21 protein-coding genes are annotated in these 21,278 nt (G+C 71.2%); 10 read left to right on the top strand and 11 right to left on the bottom strand.

Annotated elements, in window-relative coordinates; all coding sequences use genetic code 11:
• Nucleotides 1-5 precede the first annotated feature (5 nt).
• The 4 genes from AB0C75_RS08030 to AB0C75_RS08015 form a co-directional block, all read right to left on the bottom strand.
• Nucleotides 6-404, bottom strand: coding sequence for a GNAT family N-acetyltransferase (locus AB0C75_RS08030; protein ID WP_362888224.1), 399 nt, complete (start codon nt 402-404; stop codon nt 6-8).
• A gap of 20 nt (nt 405-424) precedes the next feature.
• Nucleotides 425-2,071 (bottom strand): phospho-sugar mutase, encoded by a 1,647-nt coding sequence (locus tag AB0C75_RS08025; RefSeq protein WP_362888222.1) that lies wholly within the window; start codon nt 2,069-2,071, stop codon nt 425-427.
• A gap of 88 nt (nt 2,072-2,159) precedes the next feature.
• Nucleotides 2,160-2,984 (bottom strand): purine-nucleoside phosphorylase, encoded by an 825-nt coding sequence (locus AB0C75_RS08020; protein WP_362888220.1) that lies wholly within the window; start codon nt 2,982-2,984, stop codon nt 2,160-2,162.
• A gap of 103 nt (nt 2,985-3,087) precedes the next feature.
• A complete protein-coding gene (locus AB0C75_RS08015) occupies nt 3,088-3,525 on the bottom strand; it encodes a gamma-glutamylcyclotransferase (protein WP_362888218.1) in 438 nt (145 codons plus the stop codon).
• Between the two features lie 275 nt (nt 3,526-3,800).
• Here AB0C75_RS08015 and AB0C75_RS08010 point away from each other — a divergent pair, with 275 nt between their 5' ends.
• Both AB0C75_RS08010 and AB0C75_RS08005 read left to right on the top strand, forming a co-directional pair.
• Nucleotides 3,801-5,240: an NAD(P)H-quinone dehydrogenase gene (locus AB0C75_RS08010; protein ID WP_362888216.1), complete on the top strand. Its 1,440-nt coding sequence runs from the start codon at nt 3,801-3,803 to the stop codon at nt 5,238-5,240.
• Between the two features lie 145 nt (nt 5,241-5,385).
• Nucleotides 5,386-6,375, top strand: coding sequence for a DeoR/GlpR family DNA-binding transcription regulator (locus tag AB0C75_RS08005; RefSeq protein WP_362888214.1), 990 nt, complete (start codon nt 5,386-5,388; stop codon nt 6,373-6,375).
• Nucleotides 6,376-6,463: 88 nt separating this feature from the next.
• Here the strand turns inward: AB0C75_RS08005 and AB0C75_RS08000 are convergent, their stop codons facing one another.
• Both AB0C75_RS08000 and AB0C75_RS07995 read right to left on the bottom strand, forming a co-directional pair.
• On the bottom strand, nt 6,464-7,102 hold the full coding sequence (locus AB0C75_RS08000) for a helix-turn-helix domain-containing protein (RefSeq protein ID WP_362888212.1): 639 nt from the start codon (nt 7,100-7,102) through the stop codon (nt 6,464-6,466).
• 121 nt (nt 7,103-7,223) lie between these two features.
• A complete protein-coding gene (locus tag AB0C75_RS07995) occupies nt 7,224-8,978 on the bottom strand; it encodes a biotin carboxylase N-terminal domain-containing protein (protein WP_362888210.1) in 1,755 nt (584 codons plus the stop codon).
• A gap of 381 nt (nt 8,979-9,359) precedes the next feature.
• Here AB0C75_RS07995 and AB0C75_RS07990 point away from each other — a divergent pair, with 381 nt between their 5' ends.
• Nucleotides 9,360-9,812 carry a hypothetical protein gene (locus AB0C75_RS07990; RefSeq protein WP_362888654.1) on the top strand — a complete coding sequence of 151 codons (453 nt, stop codon included), beginning with the start codon at nt 9,360-9,362 and terminating at the stop codon, nt 9,810-9,812.
• A gap of 31 nt (nt 9,813-9,843) precedes the next feature.
• Here the strand turns inward: AB0C75_RS07990 and AB0C75_RS07985 are convergent, their stop codons facing one another.
• The 4 genes from AB0C75_RS07985 to AB0C75_RS07970 form a co-directional block, all read right to left on the bottom strand.
• Entirely contained in the window at nt 9,844-10,455 is a 612-nt protein-coding gene (locus AB0C75_RS07985) for a nucleoside triphosphate pyrophosphatase (RefSeq protein ID WP_362888208.1), read from the bottom strand.
• Nucleotides 10,456-10,570: 115 nt separating this feature from the next.
• The gene (locus AB0C75_RS07980) at nt 10,571-10,699 is read right to left on the bottom strand and encodes a hypothetical protein (RefSeq protein WP_099174806.1); all 129 of its coding nucleotides are present in this window, start codon (nt 10,697-10,699) and stop codon (nt 10,571-10,573) included.
• A gap of 122 nt (nt 10,700-10,821) precedes the next feature.
• Entirely contained in the window at nt 10,822-11,028 is a 207-nt protein-coding gene (locus AB0C75_RS07975) for an acyl-CoA carboxylase epsilon subunit (protein WP_362888206.1), read from the bottom strand.
• A 24-nt stretch (nt 11,029-11,052) separates the two neighbouring features.
• Nucleotides 11,053-12,633, bottom strand: coding sequence for an acyl-CoA carboxylase subunit beta (locus AB0C75_RS07970; protein ID WP_362888204.1), 1,581 nt, complete (start codon nt 12,631-12,633; stop codon nt 11,053-11,055).
• A gap of 157 nt (nt 12,634-12,790) precedes the next feature.
• Between AB0C75_RS07970 and AB0C75_RS07965 the strand changes: the two genes are divergently transcribed.
• The 5 genes from AB0C75_RS07965 to hutH all read left to right on the top strand — a co-directional run bounded on the left by AB0C75_RS07965 (nt 12,791) and on the right by hutH (nt 18,752).
• Nucleotides 12,791-13,660, top strand: a complete 870-nt coding sequence (locus tag AB0C75_RS07965) for a biotin--[acetyl-CoA-carboxylase] ligase (protein WP_362888202.1) — start codon at nt 12,791-12,793, stop codon at nt 13,658-13,660.
• A 153-nt stretch (nt 13,661-13,813) separates the two neighbouring features.
• Nucleotides 13,814-15,004, top strand: coding sequence for an adenylate/guanylate cyclase domain-containing protein (locus AB0C75_RS07960; RefSeq protein ID WP_362888200.1), 1,191 nt, complete (start codon nt 13,814-13,816; stop codon nt 15,002-15,004).
• Between the two features lie 55 nt (nt 15,005-15,059).
• Complete coding sequence (locus AB0C75_RS07955; protein WP_362888199.1) at nt 15,060-15,872, top strand: enoyl-CoA hydratase-related protein; 813 nt, start codon at nt 15,060-15,062, stop codon at nt 15,870-15,872.
• 87 nt (nt 15,873-15,959) lie between these two features.
• Nucleotides 15,960-17,126, top strand: coding sequence for a GGDEF domain-containing protein (locus AB0C75_RS07950; protein WP_362888197.1), 1,167 nt, complete (start codon nt 15,960-15,962; stop codon nt 17,124-17,126).
• A gap of 66 nt (nt 17,127-17,192) precedes the next feature.
• Complete coding sequence (gene hutH, locus AB0C75_RS07945; protein ID WP_362888195.1) at nt 17,193-18,752, top strand: histidine ammonia-lyase; 1,560 nt, start codon at nt 17,193-17,195, stop codon at nt 18,750-18,752.
• 60 nt (nt 18,753-18,812) lie between these two features.
• Here hutH and AB0C75_RS07940 read toward each other — a convergent pair whose 3' ends face one another.
• Complete coding sequence (locus AB0C75_RS07940) at nt 18,813-19,121, bottom strand: hypothetical protein (protein ID WP_362888193.1); 309 nt, start codon at nt 19,119-19,121, stop codon at nt 18,813-18,815.
• Nucleotides 19,122-19,229: 108 nt separating this feature from the next.
• Here AB0C75_RS07940 and AB0C75_RS07935 point away from each other — a divergent pair, with 108 nt between their 5' ends.
• Together AB0C75_RS07935 and AB0C75_RS07930 are read left to right on the top strand one after the other, a co-directional pair.
• Nucleotides 19,230-19,652: a hypothetical protein gene (locus AB0C75_RS07935; protein WP_362888191.1), complete on the top strand. Its 423-nt coding sequence runs from the start codon at nt 19,230-19,232 to the stop codon at nt 19,650-19,652.
• Nucleotides 19,653-19,833: 181 nt separating this feature from the next.
• Complete coding sequence (locus AB0C75_RS07930; protein ID WP_362888189.1) at nt 19,834-21,093, top strand: Ig-like domain-containing protein; 1,260 nt, start codon at nt 19,834-19,836, stop codon at nt 21,091-21,093.
• The last annotated feature ends 185 nt before the right edge of the window (nt 21,094-21,278 follow it).

The raw sequence follows: 21,278 nt of genomic DNA, 5'->3' as shown, positions 1-21,278 counted from the left end.
GACCGTCAGGAGAGCGCGAGCAGGCCTGCGGCGGTCGGGTTGAAGCCGCAGGCGTCGAAGTAGAAGCCGTGCAGGTGGTCCTCGAAGTCGACGTGCAGCCAGGCGCAGTTCGCCGAGCGGGCGCCGTGGGCGGCGGCGGAGACCAGTGCGGTGCCGATGCCGGCCCCGCGGAGGTCCTCGGCCACCATGGTGTCCAGGACGAAGGCGTGGGCGCCGCCGTCCCAGGCGACGTTGACGAAGCCGACGAGCCGGCCGTCCAGCCGGGCGCAGACCCACCCCAGGCTGTGGCGGTGTGTGCGGGCGAGCCAGTCGATCGGTTCCGGCGGGTGATCGAAGCTCTCCGCGTGGAGAGCGTTCACCGCTTCGTTGTCGAAGTCGCCTCGCCATTCGTAGGTTGCCGCCATCGGCATCATCGTAAGGTCTGTCAGATCCCCGTGGCCGTCGACAGGTCCCGCTTGATGCCCGCCAGGAGTTCCGTGGCCTTCGTGCGGGCCTTGGGCAGTTCGGCGGCCGAAGAGACCGGGAGCACGACCTCCAGGTAGCACTTGAGCTTCGGTTCCGTGCCGCTCGGGCGGACGATCACCCTGGCGCCCGTGAGGTGGTAGCGCAGGCCGTCGGTGGGCGGCAGGGAGGCCGTGCCCTGCGAGAGGTCCTCCGCGGCGGTGACCGGGAGGCCCGCCAGGGTGGTCGGGGGAGTCTCGCGCAGGCGCCGCATGGCGTTCGCGATGACCGTCAGGTCCTCGACCCGGACCGAGAGCTGGTCCGTGGCGTGCAGGCCGTGTTCGAGCGCGAGGTCGTCGAGCAGGTCGAGGAGGGTACGGCCCTTCTCCTTGAGTACGGAGGCGAGTTCGGCGATCAGGAGTGCCGCCGTGATGCCGTCCTTGTCGCGGACGCCCTCCGGGTCCACGCAGTAGCCGAGAGCCTCTTCGTAGCCGTAGCGCAGGCCGTCGACGCGGGCGATCCACTTGAAGCCCGTCAGCGTCTCCTCGTGGCCGAGGCCCGCCTTGTCGGCGATCCGGCCGAGGAGGGAGGAGGAGACGATCGACTCGGCGAACACGCCGGTGGCGCCGCGGTCCACCAGGTGCGCCGCGAGCAGCGCGCCGACCTCGTCGCCGCGCAGCATCCGCCAGCCGCCGTCGGCCGACGCGTCCGGGACGGCGACTGCGCAGCGGTCGGCGTCCGGGTCGTTGGCGATGATGAGGTCGGGGTTCGAGCGGCGTGCGGTGGCGAAGGCGAGATCCATCGCGCCGGGCTCTTCCGGATTGGGGAAGGCGACGGTGGGGAACGCCGGGTCGGGGTCCGCCTGTTCGGCCACCAGTACGGGCTCGGGGAAGCCGGCCCGGGCGAAGGCCGCTGTGAGTACGGAGGTGCCCACGCCGTGCATCGCCGTGTACACGGCGCGCGCGGTGCGGGGGGAGCCGGCGCTGAGGACGGCGTCCGTACGTGTGAGGTAGGCGGCCAGGACGTCTTCGCCGAGGATCTCCCAGCCCGACTCCGGGCGCGGTACGCCGGTGAGCGGGCCGACCGCCGCGATCTCGGTGGCGATCTCCACATCGGCGGGGGGCACGATCTGCGAGCCGTCGCCGAGGTAGACCTTGTAGCCGTTGTCGCGGGGTGGGTTGTGGCTGGCCGTGACCTCCACGCCGGCGACGGCGCCCAGATGCCTTATGGCGTACGCGAGTACGGGGGTGGGGAGCGGGCGGGGGAGTACCGCCGCGCGGAGGCCGGCGCCGGTCATCACGGCTGCGGTGTCGCGGGCGAAGTCGGCGGACTTGTGGCGGGCGTCGTAGCCGATGACGACGAGGCCGTCGGCGTGCCCCTGCGCCTTCAGGTAGGCGGCCAGACCGGCGGCGGCGCGGATGACCACGGAGCGGTTCATGCGCATGGGGCCTGCGCCCATTTCGCCCCGGAGGCCGGCCGTGCCGAACTGGAGCGTGCCGGCGAAGCGGTTCTCCAGGGCGGCGAGGTCCTCGGCGTCGAGCAGTGCGGCGAGCTCCGCGCGGGTGTCGGGGTCCGGGTCCTCGGCGAGCCAGGTCCTGGCCCGCGTGATGAGGTCGTCGTCCTGCTGCACGGTGTCCGCCTTTCGGGGGTGGGAAGTGGTGGCGCGGTGAGGGCCGCTGCGCGGGTCGGCTGCCGGGGGCTCTGCCCCCGGACCCCCGCTAGATACGTTCCAGGACCCGGGCCAGCAGTGCGCCCATCCTCGTGGCCGAGTCGCGGCCGGCCTGGAGGACCTCCTCGTGGTTGAGGGGTTCTCCGCTCAGGCCCGCGGCGAGGTTCGTGACCAGGGAGATGCCCAGCACCTCCGCGCCCGCCTCGCGTGCCGCGATGGCCTCCAGGACGGTGGACATGCCGACCAGGTCGCCGCCCATGACGCGGACCATGCCGATCTCGGCCGGAGTCTCGTAGTGCGGGCCGGGGAACTGCACGTACACGCCCTCTTCGAGCGTCCCGTCGATCTCCTTGCACAGGGCGCGCAGCCGCGGCGAGTACAGGTCGGTCAGGTCGACGAAGTTCGCGCCCACGATCGGCGAGGCCGCCGTGAGGTTGATGTGGTCGCTGATGAGTACCGGCTGGCCGGGGCGCATGCCCTCGCGCAGGCCGCCGCAGCCGTTCGTCAGGATGATGGTCCCGCAGCCCGCGGCGACCGCCGTACGGACGCCGTGCGCGACCGCGGCGACCCCTCGGCCCTCGTAGTAGTGCGTACGGCCCAGGAAGACCAGGGCGCGCTTCTCCCCGATTCGGTACGAGCGGATCGTGCCGCCGTGGCCCTGCACGGCCGGGGCCGGGAATCCGGGCAGCGCGGTGACCGGGAACTCGGCCTCCGGGATGCCGAGCGCATCGCCGGCGGGGGCCCACCCGGAGCCCATCACGAGAGCGACGTCGTGGGTATCGGCGCCGGTCAGCTCGCGCAGGCGGGCGGCGGCGTCGGCAGCGGCGGCGTACGGGTCGCCCTGGACGTGGTCCGGAATAACAGATGCGTTCACGCGGACGAGGGTAACCGGTGATTCCCTACGCGCGTAGATGCGGCCGTGGAGAGTCTGGCCGGGTGTGTTCGTACTTTCACACAAAGAGGGCCTGAGGTGCCGCTCAGCAGGGGCGCTTGCGGAGGTTCATCACGTAGTCGTGCGGTGCGCCCGCGGACTCGGCGGCGTCCGCCACCTCGCCCAGATAGCGCGCCGCGGGCAGCCCGCCCTCGTAGCCGTTGAGCACGTACATCCAGGCCGGTTCCTCGCCGTCCAGCGTGTGCACCCGCACCCGCATGCGCCGGTATATGTCGAGGCCGACACCCTCCCAGCGGTCCATGGAGTCCTCGTCCATCGGAGCCAGGTCGTACAGCGCGACGAAGACCTGGGAACGGGGCGCCTCCACCACCGTGGCCAGTGCGCCCTCCCAGCCCATCTGCTCCCCGCCGAACGTCAGCCGCCAGCCGTTGAGCCAGCCCGTGCCGCGCAGCGGGGAGTGCGGTGCGCGGCGCGTCATCAGCCGCGCGTCGAGGTTGCCGGCGTACGCGGCGTAGAGCGACATGGGTCGAGGGTACGGGAGGCGATGGAAAGTGTGCCGGTTCCGGTGGGGAAGACGCCCGGTCGTGGGAGGCGGCCGTGGACGGTTCGCGGGGGGCCCCGACAGAGGAGCGGGCCGTGGCCCGGCACGGTGCGTGCCCGTATGGAGGGCCCCGGGGCGAAGCAGCTTGGCGCGTGCGGGACAATGAATTACGTACTGCATACGCCGGGGCGATCCCCCGGACCCCCGGCCGGGGCGGCAGACGGCCGTGGGATGACACCACGCGAGGCGGACTTTTCGTGACCCGGATCGTGATCATCGGCGGCGGCCCCGGCGGCTACGAGGCCGCACTGGTCGGCGCCCAGCTCGGCGCGGAGGTGACCGTCGTCGACTGCGACGGCCTCGGCGGCGCGTCGGTACTCACCGACTGCGTGCCCTCCAAGACCCTGATCGCGACGGCCGAGGTGATGACCACCTTCGACTCCTCCTACGAGGAACTCGGCATCATCGTCGCCGACGACACTCCGCACATAGAGCAGGCCGCGCGGGTCGTCGGGGTCGACCTCGGCAAGGTCAACCGGCGCGTCAAGCGTCTCGCGCTCGCCCAGTCCCACGACATCACCGCGTCCGTCACGCGCGCGGGTGCCAGGGTCATGCGCGGCCGTGGCCGGCTGGAGGGTCTCCAGGCCGCCGACGGGTCGCGCCAGGTCGTGGTGACCGCCGCCGACGGCACCGAGGAGCGGCTCACCGCCGACGCGGTGCTGATCGCGACCGGCGGCCACCCCAGGGAGATCCCGGACGCCCTGCCCGACGGCGAGCGGATCCTGAACTGGACCCAGGTCTACGACCTGGACGAGCTCCCCGAGGAGCTCATCGTGGTCGGTTCGGGTGTGACGGGCGCCGAGTTCGCCGGTGCCTACCAGGCGCTCGGCTCACGCGTCACCCTTGTCTCCTCCCGCGACCGGGTGCTGCCGGGCGAGGACCCGGACGCCGCCGCCGTCCTGGAGGACGTCTTCCGGCGCCGCGGCATGAACGTCATGGCCCGCTCCCGCGCCCAGTCCGCCAAGCGCGTCGGCGACCGTGTCGAGGTCACGCTGGCCGACGGCCGTGTCATCTCCGGCACCCACTGTCTGATGGCGGTCGGCGCGATCCCCAACACCGAGGGCATGGGCCTGGAGGAGTCAGGGGTCACGCTCAAGGAGTCCGGGCACGTCAAGACGGACCGGGTGTCCCGCACCAGCGCCCCCGGTGTGTACGCCGCCGGGGACGTCACCGGCGTCTTCGCGCTGGCCTCGGTCGCGGCGATGCAGGGCCGGATCGCGATGTACCACTTCCTCGGTGACGCGGTGGCGCCGCTGAACCTGAAGACGGTCTCCGCGAACGTCTTCACCGACCCCGAGATCGCCACGGTCGGTTACAGCCAGGCCGACGTCGACTCCGGCAGGATCGACGCCCGTGTCGTGAAGTTGCCGCTGCTGCGCAACCCGCGCGCCAAGATGCAGGGCATCAGGGACGGCTTCGTCAAGATCCTCTGCCGGCCCGGTACCGGCATCGTGGTCGGCGGCTGTGTCGTCGCCCCGAGGGCCAGTGAGCTGATCCACCCGATCGCGCTCGCCGTCGACAACAGCCTGACGGTGGAGCAGATCGCCAACGCGTTCACGGTGTACCCGTCGCTGTCCGGCTCGATCGCCGAAGTGGCCCGGCAGTTGCATACGCGTAAGACCGCCGGCGAGGCGTGACGGCGAGGTGTGACGGAGCGGCGTACGGGCCGTGTGTACACAGGCGAGGCCCTCTATATCACTAGGGGGCCTCGCCTGTGTACAACTTCTGCTATTCGGCGCAAACTGCTGAAAAGTAACTCCCGGTCAGGTTACTGTCAGTTTCGTGTTCGCTGCAGAACGTCGTCAATTGATCCTCGAAATGGTGCGCGCCAACGGGGCGGTATCGCTCCGTGAGCTCGCCCGCGTCGTCCAGACCTCCGAAGTGACCGTACGGCGGGACGTGCGGGCACTGGAGGCAGAAGGACTCCTCGACCGCCGGCACGGCGGTGCGGTCTTGCCGGGCGGTTTTACGCGGGAGTCCGGCTTTCCGCAGAAATCCCATCTCTCCACCGCGGAGAAAACGGCCATCGCCGACCTGGCCGCCGGTCTGGTCGGCGAGGGCGAGGCCATCGTGGTCGGCGCCGGCACGACCACGCAGGAGCTGGCCCGCCGCCTCGCGCGGGTGCCAGGTCTGACCGTGGTCACCAACTCGCTGCTGGTCGCCCAGGCGTTGGCCCATGCCAACCGGGTGGAAGTCGTGATGACGGGCGGCACCCTGCGCGGGAGCAACTACGCGCTCGTCGGCAGCGGTGCCGAGCAGTCCCTCCAGGGGCTACGGGTGAGCCGGGCCTTCCTCTCCGGGAGCGGTCTGACCGCGGAGCGCGGGCTGTCCACGTCCAACATGCTCTCGGCGAGCGTGGACCGGGCGCTGGTGCAGGCGGCGGCCGAGGTGGTGGTCCTCGCGGACCATACGAAGCTCGGCTCCGACACCATGTTCCAGACGGTTCCCACGGAGCTGATCACCCGTCTGGTGACGGACGAGCCGCCGGCTCACGACGAGCGGGCGGCCACCGAGCTCCAGGCCCTGGCCGACCAGGGTGTGGAGATCACCGTGGCGGGGCCGGGTGCGGAGTCCGGGGCTGCGGCCGGTGAATCCCTGCCGCCGGGACGGCAGACGCGGCCGGAGATGCCGCTGCCGGGCCAGCGGCGTACGCAGGGCAGTGGTGGGCCCGGTGGTGGCGGGCCCGGAGCGCTCGGTCCGCAGCTGAGGAGCGCCGCCGCGCTGGCGGAGGGGTCGGTGGGCGGCCGGGTCACGGACCTGCGGCGCCGGTGAGCGGGTAGCGGGCAGTCGGTGGCGGGTGGCCGGAAGCCGGCAGAGCCGGCTCAGGCGAGGGTCGACTGCTGGAGTCGGCAGGGCCGGCTCAGGTGGCCGGTCGGGCCTGCGCGATCGGTGCGGTCGCTTCGGCTGGTGCCGGCGGTCCTTCCTTGAGGCCCTGGAGCGTCAGCCGTAGCAGTCGGTCGGCCAGGGCCGGGTCGGCCGGGGTCTGTTCCGCGGCCAGCGCGATGGCGTTCGTCAGCTGCAGAAGGTCGTCGATCGACACATCCGCCCGCACCGAGCCGCTCGACTGCGCTCGCGTCAGCAGCCGGTCCCCGGCCTGGCGCAGCGGCACATGACATGACATCAGTGCCGAAGTCTCGTCCCCCGAGGCCGACATGAGGGCCTGTGCCAGCCCCCGGTACGCACCGGCGTGGGTGACGATGGCGCCCAGCCACTCCACCAGCGCCGCGCACGGCCGGTCGGCCGTCGCCAGTACGCGGGAACGGTCGAGCAGCGCGGCCAGGGCCTCCTGGAACACCGCGTTCATGAGGGCCTGGCGGTTCGGGAAGTGCCGGTAGAGCGTGCCGATGCCGACGCCGGCCCGGCGGGCGATGTCCTCGAGCGAGGCGTCCGTGCCCTGGGCGGCGAAGGACGTACGGGCTTCACTCAGCAGCCGGTCGTAGTTGCGGCGCGCGTCGGCGCGCAACGGCCGGGCAGGTGTCGGTGCCGTGCTCATCGCCATCGCCCCTGTCCTCCTGGTGTGTCAGCCCCGTGCCACAAGGATGCCACCCGACACGCCCTGGGGGCCCGGCGGTCGCCGGGCCCCCAGGGGCAGAAGAACGTGCAGTCGGTCCGTGCGCTGCTCAGTCCTTGATCTCGCAGATCGCGGCGCCGGACGACACCGAGGTGCCGACCTCCGCCGCCAGGCCCTTCACCGTGCCTGAGCGGTGGGCGTTGAGGGGCTGTTCCATCTTCATGGCTTCGAGGACGACGACGAGGTCGCCTTCCTTGACCTCCTGGCCCTCCTCGACGGCGATCTTGACGATCGTGCCCTGCATCGGGGACGCGAGGGTGTCGCCGGACGCGGCGGAGCCGGACTTCTTGGCGGCGCGGCGCTTGGGCTTCGCGCCGGCGGCCAGGCCGGTGCGGGCCAGGCTCATGCCCAGCGAGGACGGCAGGGAGACTTCCAGGCGCTTGCCGCCGACCTCGACGACGACGGTCTCGCGGCCGGACTCCTCATCGGTGTCCTGGTCCGCCGGGACCGCGTACGGCTTGATGTCGTTGACGAACTCCGTCTCGATCCACCGGGTGTGGACCCGGAACGGGTCGGCGGTGAACGCCGGGTCGGCCACGACCGCGCGGTGGAAGGGGATCGCGGTGGCCATGCCCTCGACGGTGAACTCCGCCAGCGCACGCCCGGCGCGCTGAAGTGCCTGCTCACGGGTCGCGCCGGTCACCACGAGCTTGGCCAGCAGCGAGTCCCACGCCGGGCCGATGACGCTGCCGGACTCGACTCCCGCGTCGAGCCGGACACCGGGACCGGTGGGCGGGGCGAACAGGGTGACGGTGCCCGGGGCGGGCAGGAAGCCGCGGCCAGGGTCCTCGCCGTTGATGCGGAACTCGAAGGAGTGCCCGCGCACCGCGGGGTCGCCGTAGCCGAGCTCCTCGCCGTCGGCGATGCGGAACATCTCGCGGACGAGGTCGAGGCCGGTGACCTCCTCGGTGACCGGGTGCTCGACCTGGAGTCGCGTGTTGACCTCCAGGAAGGAGATCGTGCCGTCCAGGCCGACGAGGAACTCGACCGTGCCGGCGCCGACGTAGCCGGCCTCCTTCAGGATCGCCTTCGACGCCGCGTACAGCTGGTCGTTCTGCGCCTGGGTCAGGAACGGCGCCGGGGCCTCCTCGACGAGCTTCTGGTGGCGGCGCTGGAGCGAGCAGTCACGCGTGGACACCACGACGACGTTGCCGTGGGTGTCGGCCAGGCACTGCGTCTCCACGTGCCGGGGCTTGTCGAGGTAGCGCTCGACGAAGCACTCCCCACGGCCGAACGCGGCAACGGCCTCGCGCACCGCGGAGTCGTACAGCTCCGGGATCTCCTCCAGCGTGCGCGCCACCTTCAGGCCGCGCCCGCCACCGCCGAACGCCGCCTTGATCGCGATCGGCAGGCCGTTCTTCTCGGCGAAGTCCACGACCTCGGCCGAACCCGACACCGGGTCCGGTGTGCCGGCCACCAGCGGGGCGCCCGCGCGCTGCGCGATGTGACGCGCCGCGACCTTGTCGCCCAGGTCCCGGATGGCCTGCGGCGGCGGCCCGATCCACGTCAGATCCGCGTCCAGCACGGCCTGCGCGAATTCCGCGTTCTCCGAAAGGAAGCCGTAACCGGGGTGGACCGCGTCCGCCCCCGAATCCTTCGCGGCCTGCAGCACCTTGGCCATGTCCAGATAACTGGCGGCCGGGGTGTCACCGCCCAGAGCGAACGCCTCATCGGCCGCGCGCACATGCAGAGCATCCCGGTCCGGATCGGCGTAGACGGCTACGCTCCCGATCCCGGCATCCCGGCAAGCCCGAGCAACACGGACAGCGATTTCGCCACGGTTGGCGATGAGCACCTTGCGCACGATGACTCCCTCCTTGAGAACAAGCTGAGTTTAGGGACAACCGACACGGCCGTACGACCCGTCCCCAATAGTGAACTTGCCCACACGGAGTGTGATTCGAGGCTTGCTCGAGTCGCGAAATCCCTTGTCGCAATACGGTACGCCGGGATCCTCAACGGCACAGTAGCCACGAAGTGTGGCCCAAGTCTCTGTCCGGACGGTCAACGGCGCGCGGCGTTTCTTTGTGGACTCCCTACGAACGGCCGATGGGATCTTTGCCTCGACATCGGGGTGGTGCGGAGTCGGTCCGGGCTGTGCGTGAACCCTTGTCCCCGGCATTACTCGTTAGTAAGGTCCGCGCTGTATCGGACGTACTACAGGTAACAGGGGGTGGGTGCGGTGGTGCGCAGACCAGTGGCCTTCGTGACCGCGGTCGTGCTGTTCGCGGAAGCCGTGGGCATCGTGATCGTCAACGGCATCCTCGCGACGGTCGCCGACAACCAGAGCATGTCTCTGGCCGGGGTGGATCCGGACGCCATGGTCACCGGTGCGTGGGTGATGGGCGCGGTCTCCGGCGCCCTGCTGGTGCTCTGCGGGCTGATACCGCTCCTGGCGGGGATACGCGACCGGGCTCCGGGCCGTCCGGGCCGGATCGCCCTCATCGCCTGTGCGGTCGTCCACGGGGTGCTGGGCGCCCTGGCGGTGGGGCTGATCGGCTGGGCGGCCTTCGTGTTCATGATGGTCGTCCTGGGGCTGATCGTGTTGACCCTGGTGGCCTTCGACCGGCGCGAGCCGGAAGAGGTGAAGCCGGAAGCGGTGAAGACCGGCACCGGGGCGGCTCCCGAGCCGGCGTGACGTCCGTGCGCCGGTGGCTCGGACCCGTGCGTCAGACCCACAAGTCGGTGACGGAAACGCCCAGTTCGCCGAGGAGTCGGCGCAGCAGCGGCAGCGAGAGTCCGATGACGTTGCCGTGGCTGCCCTCGATCGACTCGACGAACGGCGCCGAGCGGCCGTCCAGGGTGAACGCCCCGGCGACATGGAGGGGCTCGCCCGAGGCGACGTAGGCGGCGACCTCGGCGTCCGTCGGCTCGCCGAACCTGACGACGGTGGACGCGGTGGCGGACGCCGTACGGCCGGTGGCCGTGTCGATGACGCTGTGCCCCGTCTGCAGGATGCCCGACCGGCCGCGCATGGACTTCCAGCGGGCGGTGGCCTCCTCGCTGTCGGCTGGCTTGCCGAGCGCCTCGCCGTCCAGCTCCAGCACCGAGTCGCAGCCGATGACGAGCGCGCCGGAGGCCTCGGGGCGGGCCGCCACGGCGGCGGCCTTGGCCTCGGCCAGGACGAGCGCGAGCTCGCCCGGGGTCGGGGCGCTCAGCGCGTCCTCGTCCACACCGCTGACGATCACCTCGGGGGCGAGACCGGCCTGGCGCAGGAGGCCGAGACGGGCGGGGGACGCGGAGGCGAGCACGAGGCGGCGCTGATCAGTCATGCCCGCCATCGTAAGGCGGGCCGGAAGGGGCCCAGGACGCCTCAGTGGTGCCTCAGCCGTGCCTCAGCCGTGTCCTCGGAGGGGCCTCAGCGGCCTCAGCGGCCTCAGCGGCCTCAGCGGTGTCTCAGCGGGTGCCCAGGACGAACATCGCCACCACCATGGCCAGCGCGAGCAGCAGCCCCGCCCGGCGCATCATGTCCTGGGCGTCGCGCAGTTCTTTCGGCGGCTTGTTCTCGGGGTCCGACCACAGCATGCGTCCGATGGTGCTCCGGAGGCGGCCGCGGCGCCTGAGTACGCGTACTCAAGCGCCGCTCACGGCCCGGCGGGCGGCTCGGCGTCAGCCCGACGGATCAGCCCGACGGCCCGGCCCGGCGGTCAGGCCGGCCAGTACGTCCGCGCCCACGACCTGGGCCCCGGCCGCAGCGCGCCCCGGCGGGCGATCCGCCCCGGGTCCGACCACTGCTCGGGCGGCAGCGGAGCCCCGGACGGCACGGCGGCCACCGCCGCCGCACGCGCCCGGACCACGGCGAGAGCCGCGGCGAGCTCCTCCGGGGTGGGATTGCCCCGTACGACCTTGATCATGGTGACTCCCGGTGGTTGGAGGGGTTAGAGGGGGATGTTGCCGTGCTTCTTCGGCGGCAGCGACTCACGCTTCGTACGGAGCTGGCGCAGGCCCTTCACCAGGTGCGCCCGGGTGTCGGACGGCATGATCACCGCGTCGACGTAGCCGCGCTCGGCCGCGACGTACGGGTTGAGCAGGGCGTCCTCGTAGTCGGTCATCAGCTCGGCGCGGGCGGCCTCGGGGTCGTCGGATGCGGCGATGGTCCTGCGGTGCAGGATGTTCACCGCGCCCTGTGCGCCCATCACCGCGATCTGCGCGGTCGGCCAGGCCAGATTCAGGTCGGCGCCCAGGTGCTTGGACCCCATGACGTCGTACGCCCCGCCGAACGCCTTGCGGGTGATCACCGTGATCAGCGGGACGGTGGCCTCGGCGTACGCGTAGATCAGCTTGGCGCCGCGCCGGATGATGCCGCCGTACTCCTGGTCGACGCCGGGCAGGAAGCCGGGCACGTCGACGAAGGTGATGACCGGCACGTTGAACGCGTCGCAGGTACGGACGAAGCGCGAGGCCTTCTCGCTCGCGTCGATGTCCAGACAACCGGCCAGCTGCATCGGCTGGTTGGCGACGATGCCGACCGGATAGCCCTCGACGCGGCCGAAGCCGGTGAGGATGTTCGGCGCGAACAGGGCCTGCGTCTCCAGGAACTCACCGTCGTCGAGCACATGCTCGATGGCGGTGTGCATGTCGTACGGCTGGTTCGCCGAGTCCGGGATGAGGGTGTCGAGCTCGCGGTCCTCGTCCGTGGTCTCCAGGTCGGCCTCCTCGGGGAAGGCGGGCGCCTCCGAGAGGTTGTTCGACGGGAGGTAGGACAGCAGGGACTTGACGTACTCGATGGCGTCCTTCTCGTCGCCCGCCATGTGGTGGGCCACGCCGGACGTGGTGTTGTGCGTACGGGCGCCGCCCAGCTCCTCGAAGCCGACGTCCTCGCCGGTGACCGTCTTGATGACGTCGGGCCCTGTGATGAACATGTGCGAGGTCTGGTCGACCATGACCGTGAAGTCCGTGATCGCGGGAGAGTAGACCGCGCCGCCCGCGCAGGGGCCGACGATCAGGGAGATCTGCGGGACGACACCCGAGGCGTGCACATTGCGGCGGAAGATCTCCGCGAACAGCCCGAGGGCGGCCACACCCTCCTGGATGCGCGCGCCGCCGCCGTCGTTGATGCCGATCACCGGGCAGCCGGTCTTCATCGCGAAGTCCATGACCTTGACGATCTTCTCGCCGTAGACCTCGCCGAGCGAGCCGCCGAAAATCGTGAAGTCCTGCGAGTACACGCAGACGGGACGGCCGTCGACCGTGCCGTAACCGGTGACGACGCCGTCTCCGTAGGGGCGGTTCTTCTCGATGCCGAAATTGGTGGACCTGTGCCGTGCGAACTCGTCGAGCTCCACGAAAGAACCCTCGTCGAGCAGGAGCTCGACCCGCTCCCGGGCGGTCAACTTGCCCTTGGCGTGCTGCTTTTCGACAGCGCGGGCGGAACCTGCGTGTGTGGCCTCTTCGATACGGTGCTGCAGGTCCGCGATCTTGCCCGCGGTGGTGTGGATGTCGCTCTGCGGCTCGGACATCGGGTGGCGGCTCCCTGCCTGGTCACGGGGACGGCTGGTACATACATGCAGTGGTGGAGGTGCGGTGCTCATACGTGCACGACGGCTACTGCCCCGTAGCGTATCGGCGCGGATACCGTTCGGCAGTGCGTCGTTTGCCACACCTAATGTGGGTTGCATGACACCTCCTGATGCGCCGCACAATCGCTGGTCGGACCTCGACAGGCCGCCCCTGAACGTCGCGGCGCTCCGCCGCGGGCTGCTGAAGCCCGACGGTCTGTGGACCTCGCTCGACGTCGTCGACGCGACCGGCTCCACCAACTCCGACCTCGCGGCCCAGGCCGTCGAAGGCCGGCTGGCCGAAGGCGCGGTGCTCATCGCGGAGGAGCAGACCGCGGGCCGTGGGCGGCTCGACCGGAGCTGGACGGCTCCGCCCCGCTCGGGCATCTTCCTGTCCGTCCACCTGATCCCCGGGGACGTGCCGGCCGAGCGATGGGGGTGGCTTCCGCTGTTGGCCGGGGTCGCGGCCGCCACGGGCCTCGCGAAGGCGGCGGGCGTGGACATGGCGCTGAAATGGCCCAACGACCTCCTGGTGACGATCGGCGACACGGAACGCAAGACCGGGGGCATCCTCGCGGAGCGCGCCGGGGACGGTGTCGTCATCGGCATCGGCCTGAACGTGTCGCTGCGCGCGGCCGAGCTGCCGGCCCCGCACGCCGGTTCGCTGGCGCTCGCCGGAGCCGTCTCCACCGACCGCGAGACCCTGCTCAGGGCCGTGCTTCGTTCACTGGAACAGTGGTACGGCCGATGGCGCGACGCGAACGGCGACGCCGCCGAGAGCGGGCTCCAGGCGGCCTACGCGGCGGGCTGCGCCACGCTCGACCGGACGGTGCGGGCCGAGCTGCCGGGCGAGAGGACCCTCGTCGGCGAGGCCGTCGCGATCGACGGCGACGGACGGCTCGTGCTGGCCACGGCAGAGGGGCTCCAGGAGCCCGTATCGGCCGGCGACATCGTCCACCTGCGGGGGGAAGCGGGCGGTCTCACCTGATCCGGTCGCCCCGCACGGACGGGTGATGTCACGTACGACGGATCCGGAACCGCGCCACCGGGGACGTGAGCCAGGGCACACCTGCCGTATCGTTGAGGCGATCCAGCGACAGATCGGCAGGGCAGTGCGCAGGGAACGGGCAGGAGGCGGCCGGTGACCGTCGAGGACACGAGTTCCGGGGACGACACCGACCCTTCGTCGGAACCCTCGGTCCATTCCACACCCCACCACGAGGTCGACCACACGGCTGAACCGACCGACGACCCCCTCGCCATCCGGCTGGAAGCGCTCATTCTGGGTGCCGACCGCCGCTACACGCCCTTCCAGGCGGCCAGGACCGCCGGGGTCTCCATGGACCTGGCGTCCCGGTTCTGGCGGGCGATGGGCTTCGCCGACATCGGGCAGGCCAAGGCGCTGACCGAGGCCGACGTCCTGGCGCTGCGCCGTCTGGCCGGTCTGGTGGAGGCCGGGCTGCTCAGCGAGCCGCTGGCGATCCAGGTGGCCAGGTCGACGGGGCAGACCACAGCCCGGCTCGCGGAGTGGCAGATCGACTCCTTCCTGGAGGGGCTGACCGAGCCGCCCGAGCCCGGGATGACCAGGACCGAGGTCACCTATCCGCTGATCGAGCTGCTCCTGCCCGAGCTGGAGGAGTTCCTGGTCTACGTCTGGCGGCGTCAGCTCGCCGCCGCCACGGGCCGGGTGGTGCAGGCGGCGGACGACGAGGAGATGGTCGACCGGCGGTTCGCCGTGGGCTTCGCCGACCTGGTCGGCTTCACCCGGCTGACCCGGCGCCTGGAGGAGGAGGAGCTCGGCGAGCTGGTCGAGGCCTTCGAGACGACCTCGGCCGACCTGGTCGCCGCGCACGGCGGGCGGCTCGTCAAGACCCTGGGCGACGAGGTCCTGTTCGCCGCGGACGACGCGGGCACGGCGGGCGAGATCGCGCTCAGGCTGGTCGAGGCGATGGCCCAGGACGCGACGATGCCCGCGCTGCGGGTCGGTATCGCCTTCGGCACGGTCACCACACGCATGGGCGACGTGTTCGGTACGACGGTGAATCTCGCCAGCCGGCTCACCTCGATAGCGCCCAAGGACGCGGTGCTGGTCGACGGCGCGTTCGCCGCGGAGCTCATCAAGAACGGCGACGCCCCCGCATCCGAGGCCGAGGAGACCGCTGCGGCGGCCGAGCGTGCCCGGCTGGCGGCTGAGGACGACCACGGCGTGGGCGAGGGCCCGCCGCCGTCGGCGTACCGCTTCGGGATGCAGCCGATGTGGCAGCGGCCGGTGCGCGGTCTCGGTGTGGTGGAGCCCTGGCTGCTGGCCCGGCGGGGAAAGCCCTCCACCTGACCGCGGGGCCGCACCTACTATTCCGGTAACGCTCGTTAACCGGAGGGGTGCAGTCATGGGTGACACGTCGGAGCAGAGGTTCGGGGACTTCGTCGTCGTACGGAGGCACGAGGGGCAGGAGCATGTCGTCGAGCTGGTGCTCGACCGGCCCCGGGCGATGAACGCCGTGAGCACCGGTATGGCGCGTTCCCTCGCCGATGCCTGCGCCGCGATCGGCGCGGATCAGGGGGTGCGGGCGACCGTGCTCACCTCCAGCCATGAGCGGGCCTTCTGTGTGGGCGCGGACCTCAAGGAGCGCAACACCTTCACCGACGCGGAGCTCGTGCGGCAGCGGCCCACCGCGAGGGCCGCCTACACCGGGGTGCTGGAGCTCCCGATGCCGGTCGTCGCCGCCGTGCACGGCTTCGCCCTGGGGGGCGGCTTCGAGCTCGCGCTGGCCTGCGACGTGATCGTGGCGGACCGTACGGCCGTGGTCGGGCTGCCCGAGGTGTCCGTCGGGGTCATCCCGGGCGGCGGCGGTACGCAGCTGCTGCCCCGCCGGGTCGGCGCGGCGCGCGCCGCCGAGCTGGTCTTCAGCGCCCGGCGGGTGGAGGCGGCCGAGGCGCGTGAGCTCGGCCTGGTCGACGAGCTGGTGGAGGCGGGCCAGGACCGGGAGGCGGCGCTGGCCCTGGGCGGCCGGATCGCGGCGAACTCTCCCGTGGGGCTCCGGGCGGCCAAGCGGGCTCTGCGGCTCGGGCAGGGGCTCGACCTGCGGGCCGGCCTCGAGGTGGAGGACGCCGCCTGGCGTTCCGTGGCGTTCTCCGGGGACCGTGCCGAGGGTGTCGCCGCGTTCAACGAGAAGCGGAAGCCCAGCTGGCCCGGTGAGTGACCCCGGCCCGGGATTGACGGAAACGATCTGAAGATCATCAGTGCTGCCAACTGATCAAATCATTACAAACCTCCCTAAGCTGGGGCGATGGGCGGTGATGATGCGCGGCTGCGCGCCGTGGTTGCGCTGGCACAGACGATGGCGGCGGCCTGCACCCCGCGCGAGTCCTGGCGCGCCGCGGCGGTAGGGGCGTGCGAGGCGCTGGGAGGCAGCTTCGCCGCCCTCTCCGTGTGGGAGCGGGATCAAGGCCGGCTGCGCGTCCTGGTGAACGCGGGGGAGCGGGCCGAGGGGGAGGAGGAGTTCCCCGAGGCCGAGGCCTACCCCGTGCACCAGTTCCCGGAGATCACCGAGTTCCTGCACGAGCGCTGGGCGGGTGGCGGTGAGCCGGACGCCTGGGTGGAGACCGCCGACGGCGCCCCGGCCGCCGGGGCGCCGGCCCGGTCGAACGCCGGCGCCCGCCCCTACTGCCCCCAGCGGGTCGCCGCGCTGCGCCGGCGTGGGCGGGGCTGCTGTGTGGTGGCGCCGATCGTGCTGCACGGCCGCGCCTGGGGCGAGCTCTATGTGGCCCGCCCGACGGAGGCCCCGGTGTTCGACCGGGACGACGCGGACTTCGCGACCGTGCTCGCGGCGGTCGTCGCGGCGGGCATCGCCCAGACCGAGCGGCTGGAGGAGGTCCGCAAGCTGGCCTTCACGGATCCGCTGACCGGCCTGGCGAATCGCAGGGCAGTCGATCTGCGCCTCGACGAGGCGGTGGACCGGCATCACGCGGACGGGGCCGTGGTCAGCCTGGTCGTCTGTGACCTGAACGGCCTCAAGGTGGTCAACGACACGCATGGTCACGCGGTCGGCGACCGTCTGCTGGAACGATTCGGCTCCGTGCTGTCGCTCTGCGGCGCGATGCTTCCCGGCGCCCTGGCAGCCCGCCTGGGCGGGGACGAGTTCTGTCTGCTGACCGTAGGCCCCCCGGCGGACGACGTGGTCCGGGTCTCCGAGGAGCTCTGCGCGCGGGCCGTCGCCCTGGAGCTCGGCGACGGGGTCGCCTGCGGGGTCGCGTCCACGGGTGACGACATCGGCCCGGTCCGGTCCGCGCGCCGGCTCTTCCGGCTGGCCGACGCCGCCCAGTACCAGGCGAAGGCCGCGCACTCCAGGAGGCCCGTGGTCGCCGGGCGCGACGGTGATGTGATCCGGCTCGCCGACTCCCCGCCCAAGTCGCCCCACGACCGTCGCAGGCTGCGTGGCAACCCGCCGGGGTGAGGTCGTAAGGGGTCAACCGCACGACCACTGATGACATAGCGGGTTTCAGTCCGTACGCTTCTGAATATGGATATGCATACAGTCGTGGTGGGGACGTCCGGTACCACCGCCGATGACGTCGTCGCCGTGGCCCGCCAGGGCGCCCGTGTCGAGCTCTCCGCAGCCGCGGTCGACGCGCTCCGTGCCGCGCGGGAGACCGTCGACGCCCTCGCCGCAAAGCCCGAGCCGGTCTACGGCGTCTCCACCGGCTTCGGAGCCCTGGCCAGCCGGCACATCAGCCCCGGTCTGCGGGCGCAGCTCCAGCGCAACATCGTCCGCTCGCACGCGGCGGGCATGGGCCCCCACGTCGAGCGCGAGGTGGTCCGTGCGCTGATGTTCCTGCGGCTGAAGACGCTCGCCTCCGGTCACACCGGCGTACGCCCCGGGGTCGCGCAGACCATGGCCGACGTGCTCAACGCCGGTATCACCCCCGTCGTCCACGAGTACGGCTCGCTCGGCTGCTCCGGCGACCTCGCCCCGCTCTCGCACTGCGCCCTGACCCTGATGGGTGAGGGCGACGCGGAGGGCCCCGACGGCATCGTGCGGCCGGCCGGTGAACTCCTCGCGGCGCACGGCATCACCCCCGTCGAGCTGCGAGAGAAGGAGGGCCTCGCCCTCCTCAACGGCACCGACGGCATGCTGGGCATGCTCGTGATGGCACTGGCCGACCTGAAGAACCTCTACACCAGCGCGGACATCACCGCCGCGCTCTCCCTGGAGGCGCTCCTCGGCACCGACCGGGTCCTCGCCCCCGAGCTGCACGCGATCCGCCCGCACCCCGGCCAGGGCGTCTCGGCCGACAACATGCTGCGGGTCCTCGCGGGGTCCGGGCTCACGGGGCGGCACTCCGACATCACGTCCGACGCGCCCCGGGTCCAGGACGCCTACTCCGTGCGCTGCGCACCCCAGGTCAACGGCGCGGGGCGTGACACCCTCACGCACGGTGCGCTCGTCGCCGCCCGCGAGCTGGCCTCTGCCGTCGACAACCCGGTGGTGCTGCCGGACGGCCGTGTGGAGTCCAACGGGAACTTCCACGGCGCGCCCGTCGCGTACGTCCTGGACTTCCTGGCGATCGTCGCCGCCGACCTCGGGTCGATCACCGAGCGCCGCACCGACCGGCTGCTGGACAAGAACCGCTCGCACGGGCTGCCGCCGTTCCTCGCGGACGACGCCGGGGTCGACTCCGGGCTGATGATCGCGCAGTACACCCAGGCCGCCCTGGTCAGCGAGCTGAAGCGGCTCGCGGTTCCGGCGTCCGTCGATTCGATCCCGTCGTCCGCGATGCAGGAGGACCACGTCTCCATGGGCTGGTCGGCCGCGCGGAAGCTGCGTACCGCCGTCACCGGCCTCGCGCGGATCGTGGCCGTCGAGCTGTACGCCGCCACGCGCGCCGTCGAACTGCGCGCCGCCCAGGGGCTGACCCCGGCTCCCGCCTCGCAGGCCGCCATCGCCGCGCTGCGGGCCGCCGGGGTGCAGGGGCCCGGCCCCGACCGCTTCCTCGCCCCGGATCTGGACGCGGCCGACACCTTCGTACGGGAGGGGAGGCTGCTCGCGGCCGTCGAGTCGGTGACAGGGCCGCTGGCCTGAGCTGTTGCGCGTGAGGGCCGCCGCGCGACCTCATGGGTCGTGCGGCAGCCCTCACGTACCTCAGAAGCCGGTGCTCGGCGTGGTGCCCCGGCGCGCCGAGTACACGACGAATCCCGCGCCGACGCACAGGGATGCCATGCCGCCGACCAGGTAGGGGGTCGTGTCGACGCCCGCCCCGGTGTCGGCGAGCTCCTCACCGGAGATGAACTCCCCCGTGGCGGAGGCCTGTCGGGTCGTGACGGACGAACCGGCGGAGGCGCTCGGCGTGTCCGCTTCGTCGGTCGCGTTGGCGGAGGGGACGAACCAGAGAGCACACAGCAGGGTGCCTGCCGCTGTGGTGGTCAGCAGCGTGCGACGAGCGATGGACACAGAATCGATCCCCTTGCGACAACCATCAGTTAGCCCCGTGGGCCGATGCTAAGCAAAGCAGCGGGTCGGAGGAAACCCACCGGTCCAGGGAGCCTTACGCTCCGGCGTATGAGCACATCGAAGACACCCACATTTGTTCGGCTTCGCGTGGAGATGGTCCTGGAGATCAGCGACGTGGACGCCCTGACCGGAACCGCGCTGGAGAGCATCGCCGCCGACTTCACCGCCTCCGGGGCCTCCGCCGACGACTCCATCGAGGAACGCACGCATGCCGAGGAGACGGTCAGGGAAGACGCGGCTGAGGCCCTCGCCTCGCTGCTCGACCCGTTCGACCTGGTCAGTCAGGTGCCCGGGGTCGAGCTCGCCCAGGCCTCCTGGAGCAGCGAGACGATCGACTACGACCCCGACGCCGAGGACTGGGCCGCCGACGAGGACGAGGCCGCCGACGACGCCGACGAGGACGAGTTGTACGACGGGATCGAGGACAATGAGACGGACGACGAAGAAGGCGGCGGGCATACGGAACGCTGACGGCCGCGGAGCACTCCTCGAAGACGGCGGGAACCACACCGGTCCAGGGCGCGTCGATGAGTGGTGTTCCCCACATTCACGACGGATGTGGAACGGAAGGCCCGGTCAAAGTGTTCTTAGGGCATTGACGGGGAACCGCCGTCGGGCGGACCCGCCCGGGGATCTTGGGGAATCGGCAACGATGGAGAAGCGTGTGATGACGGACAGCAAGCGGCGCAGGGGCCTCGCGGCCGCGTCCGTACTGCTCGGCGGCGTGATGGTGCTCTCTGCCTGTAACGACGACGGCGGTGGCGCGAGCGCCGACAGCTCGAAGAAGTCACAGGCACAGGTGGACGAGGCGGCCGCCAAGGACGCCTCCGAGGCGCAGATAACGATCGCGCCGAAGAACGGTGCGACAAACGCGAGCATCAACAACGCCGCGGTCGTCACCGTCGCCAAGGGCAAGCTGACCAAGGTCGACATGACCACGGCGGAGGGCGAAGCCGTCAAGGGCACCCTCGCGGCCGACGGCTCCAGCTGGAAGCCCAGCGGGCAGCTGGAGCGTTCGACGACGTACAAGATCAGTGCCACGGCGGCCGACTCCGAGGGGCGTGAGGCGCACGGCAACAGCTCCTTCACCACGGTCTCGCCCGAGAACAGCTTCATCGGGAACTTCACCCCCGAGGACGGCTCCACCGTCGGCGTCGGCATGCCCGTCTCGATCAACTTCAACAAGGCGATCACGGACAAGAAGGCCGTCCAGGGCGGCATCACCGTGACGTCCAGCAGCGGCCAGGAGGTCGTCGGCCACTGGTTCAACAACCAGCGCCTCGACCTGCGCCCCGAGGACTACTGGCAGGGCGGCTCCACCGTCACGCTGAAGCTGGCGCTGGACGGCGTCGAAGGTGCCGACGGCGTCGTCGGTGTGCAGCAGAAGACGGTCACCTTCAAGGTCGGCCGCAACCAGGTCTCGACCGTGGACGCCAAGGCGCACACCATGACGGTCACCCGGGACGGCAAGACGGTCAAGACGATCCCGATCTCGGCCGGCTCGTCCGACAACCCGACGTACAACGGCCAGATGGTGATCGCCGAGAAGTTCAAGGAAACCCGCATGGACGGCTCGACCGTCGGTTTCACGGACGACGACGGCAAGGGTGAGTACGACATCAAGGACGTGCCGCACGCCATGCGGCTCTCCACGTCGGGCACCTTCATCCACGGCAACTACTGGGGCGCCAAGTCGATCTTCGGCAGTGCGAACACCAGCCACGGCTGTGTCGGCCTGTCCGACACCCAGGGCGCGGACGACCCCAACACGCCTGCCGCGTGGCTGTACGACAACTCGATCGTCGGCGATGTCATCACCGTCAAGAACTCCCCGGACAAGACGATCGCCCCCGACAACGGCCTCAACGGCTGGAACATGAGCTGGTCGGAGTGGACGGCGGGCGCCGCCTGATCTCCTGATCGCGCCTTTCCCCCTCCGAAGGCGGCGGCACCCGGATCCTTCCGGGCGCCGCCGCCTTCGGCGTGCGCGGGGCGCCGCGTCCGGCGTACCGACGGCGCCGCATACGGCGTACGAACGGTGCGGTGTCCGGCCTGTGAGTGTCCGGCCTATGAGCGGTGACGGCGTTCTCATCCGTC

The sequence above is a fragment of the Streptomyces sp. NPDC048565 genome (assembly GCF_040650935.1).
GTDB lineage: Bacteria > Actinomycetota > Actinomycetes > Streptomycetales > Streptomycetaceae > Streptomyces.
Note: the sequence above shows the minus strand (reverse complement) of the source record. Positions and strands in the feature narration are given on the sequence as shown.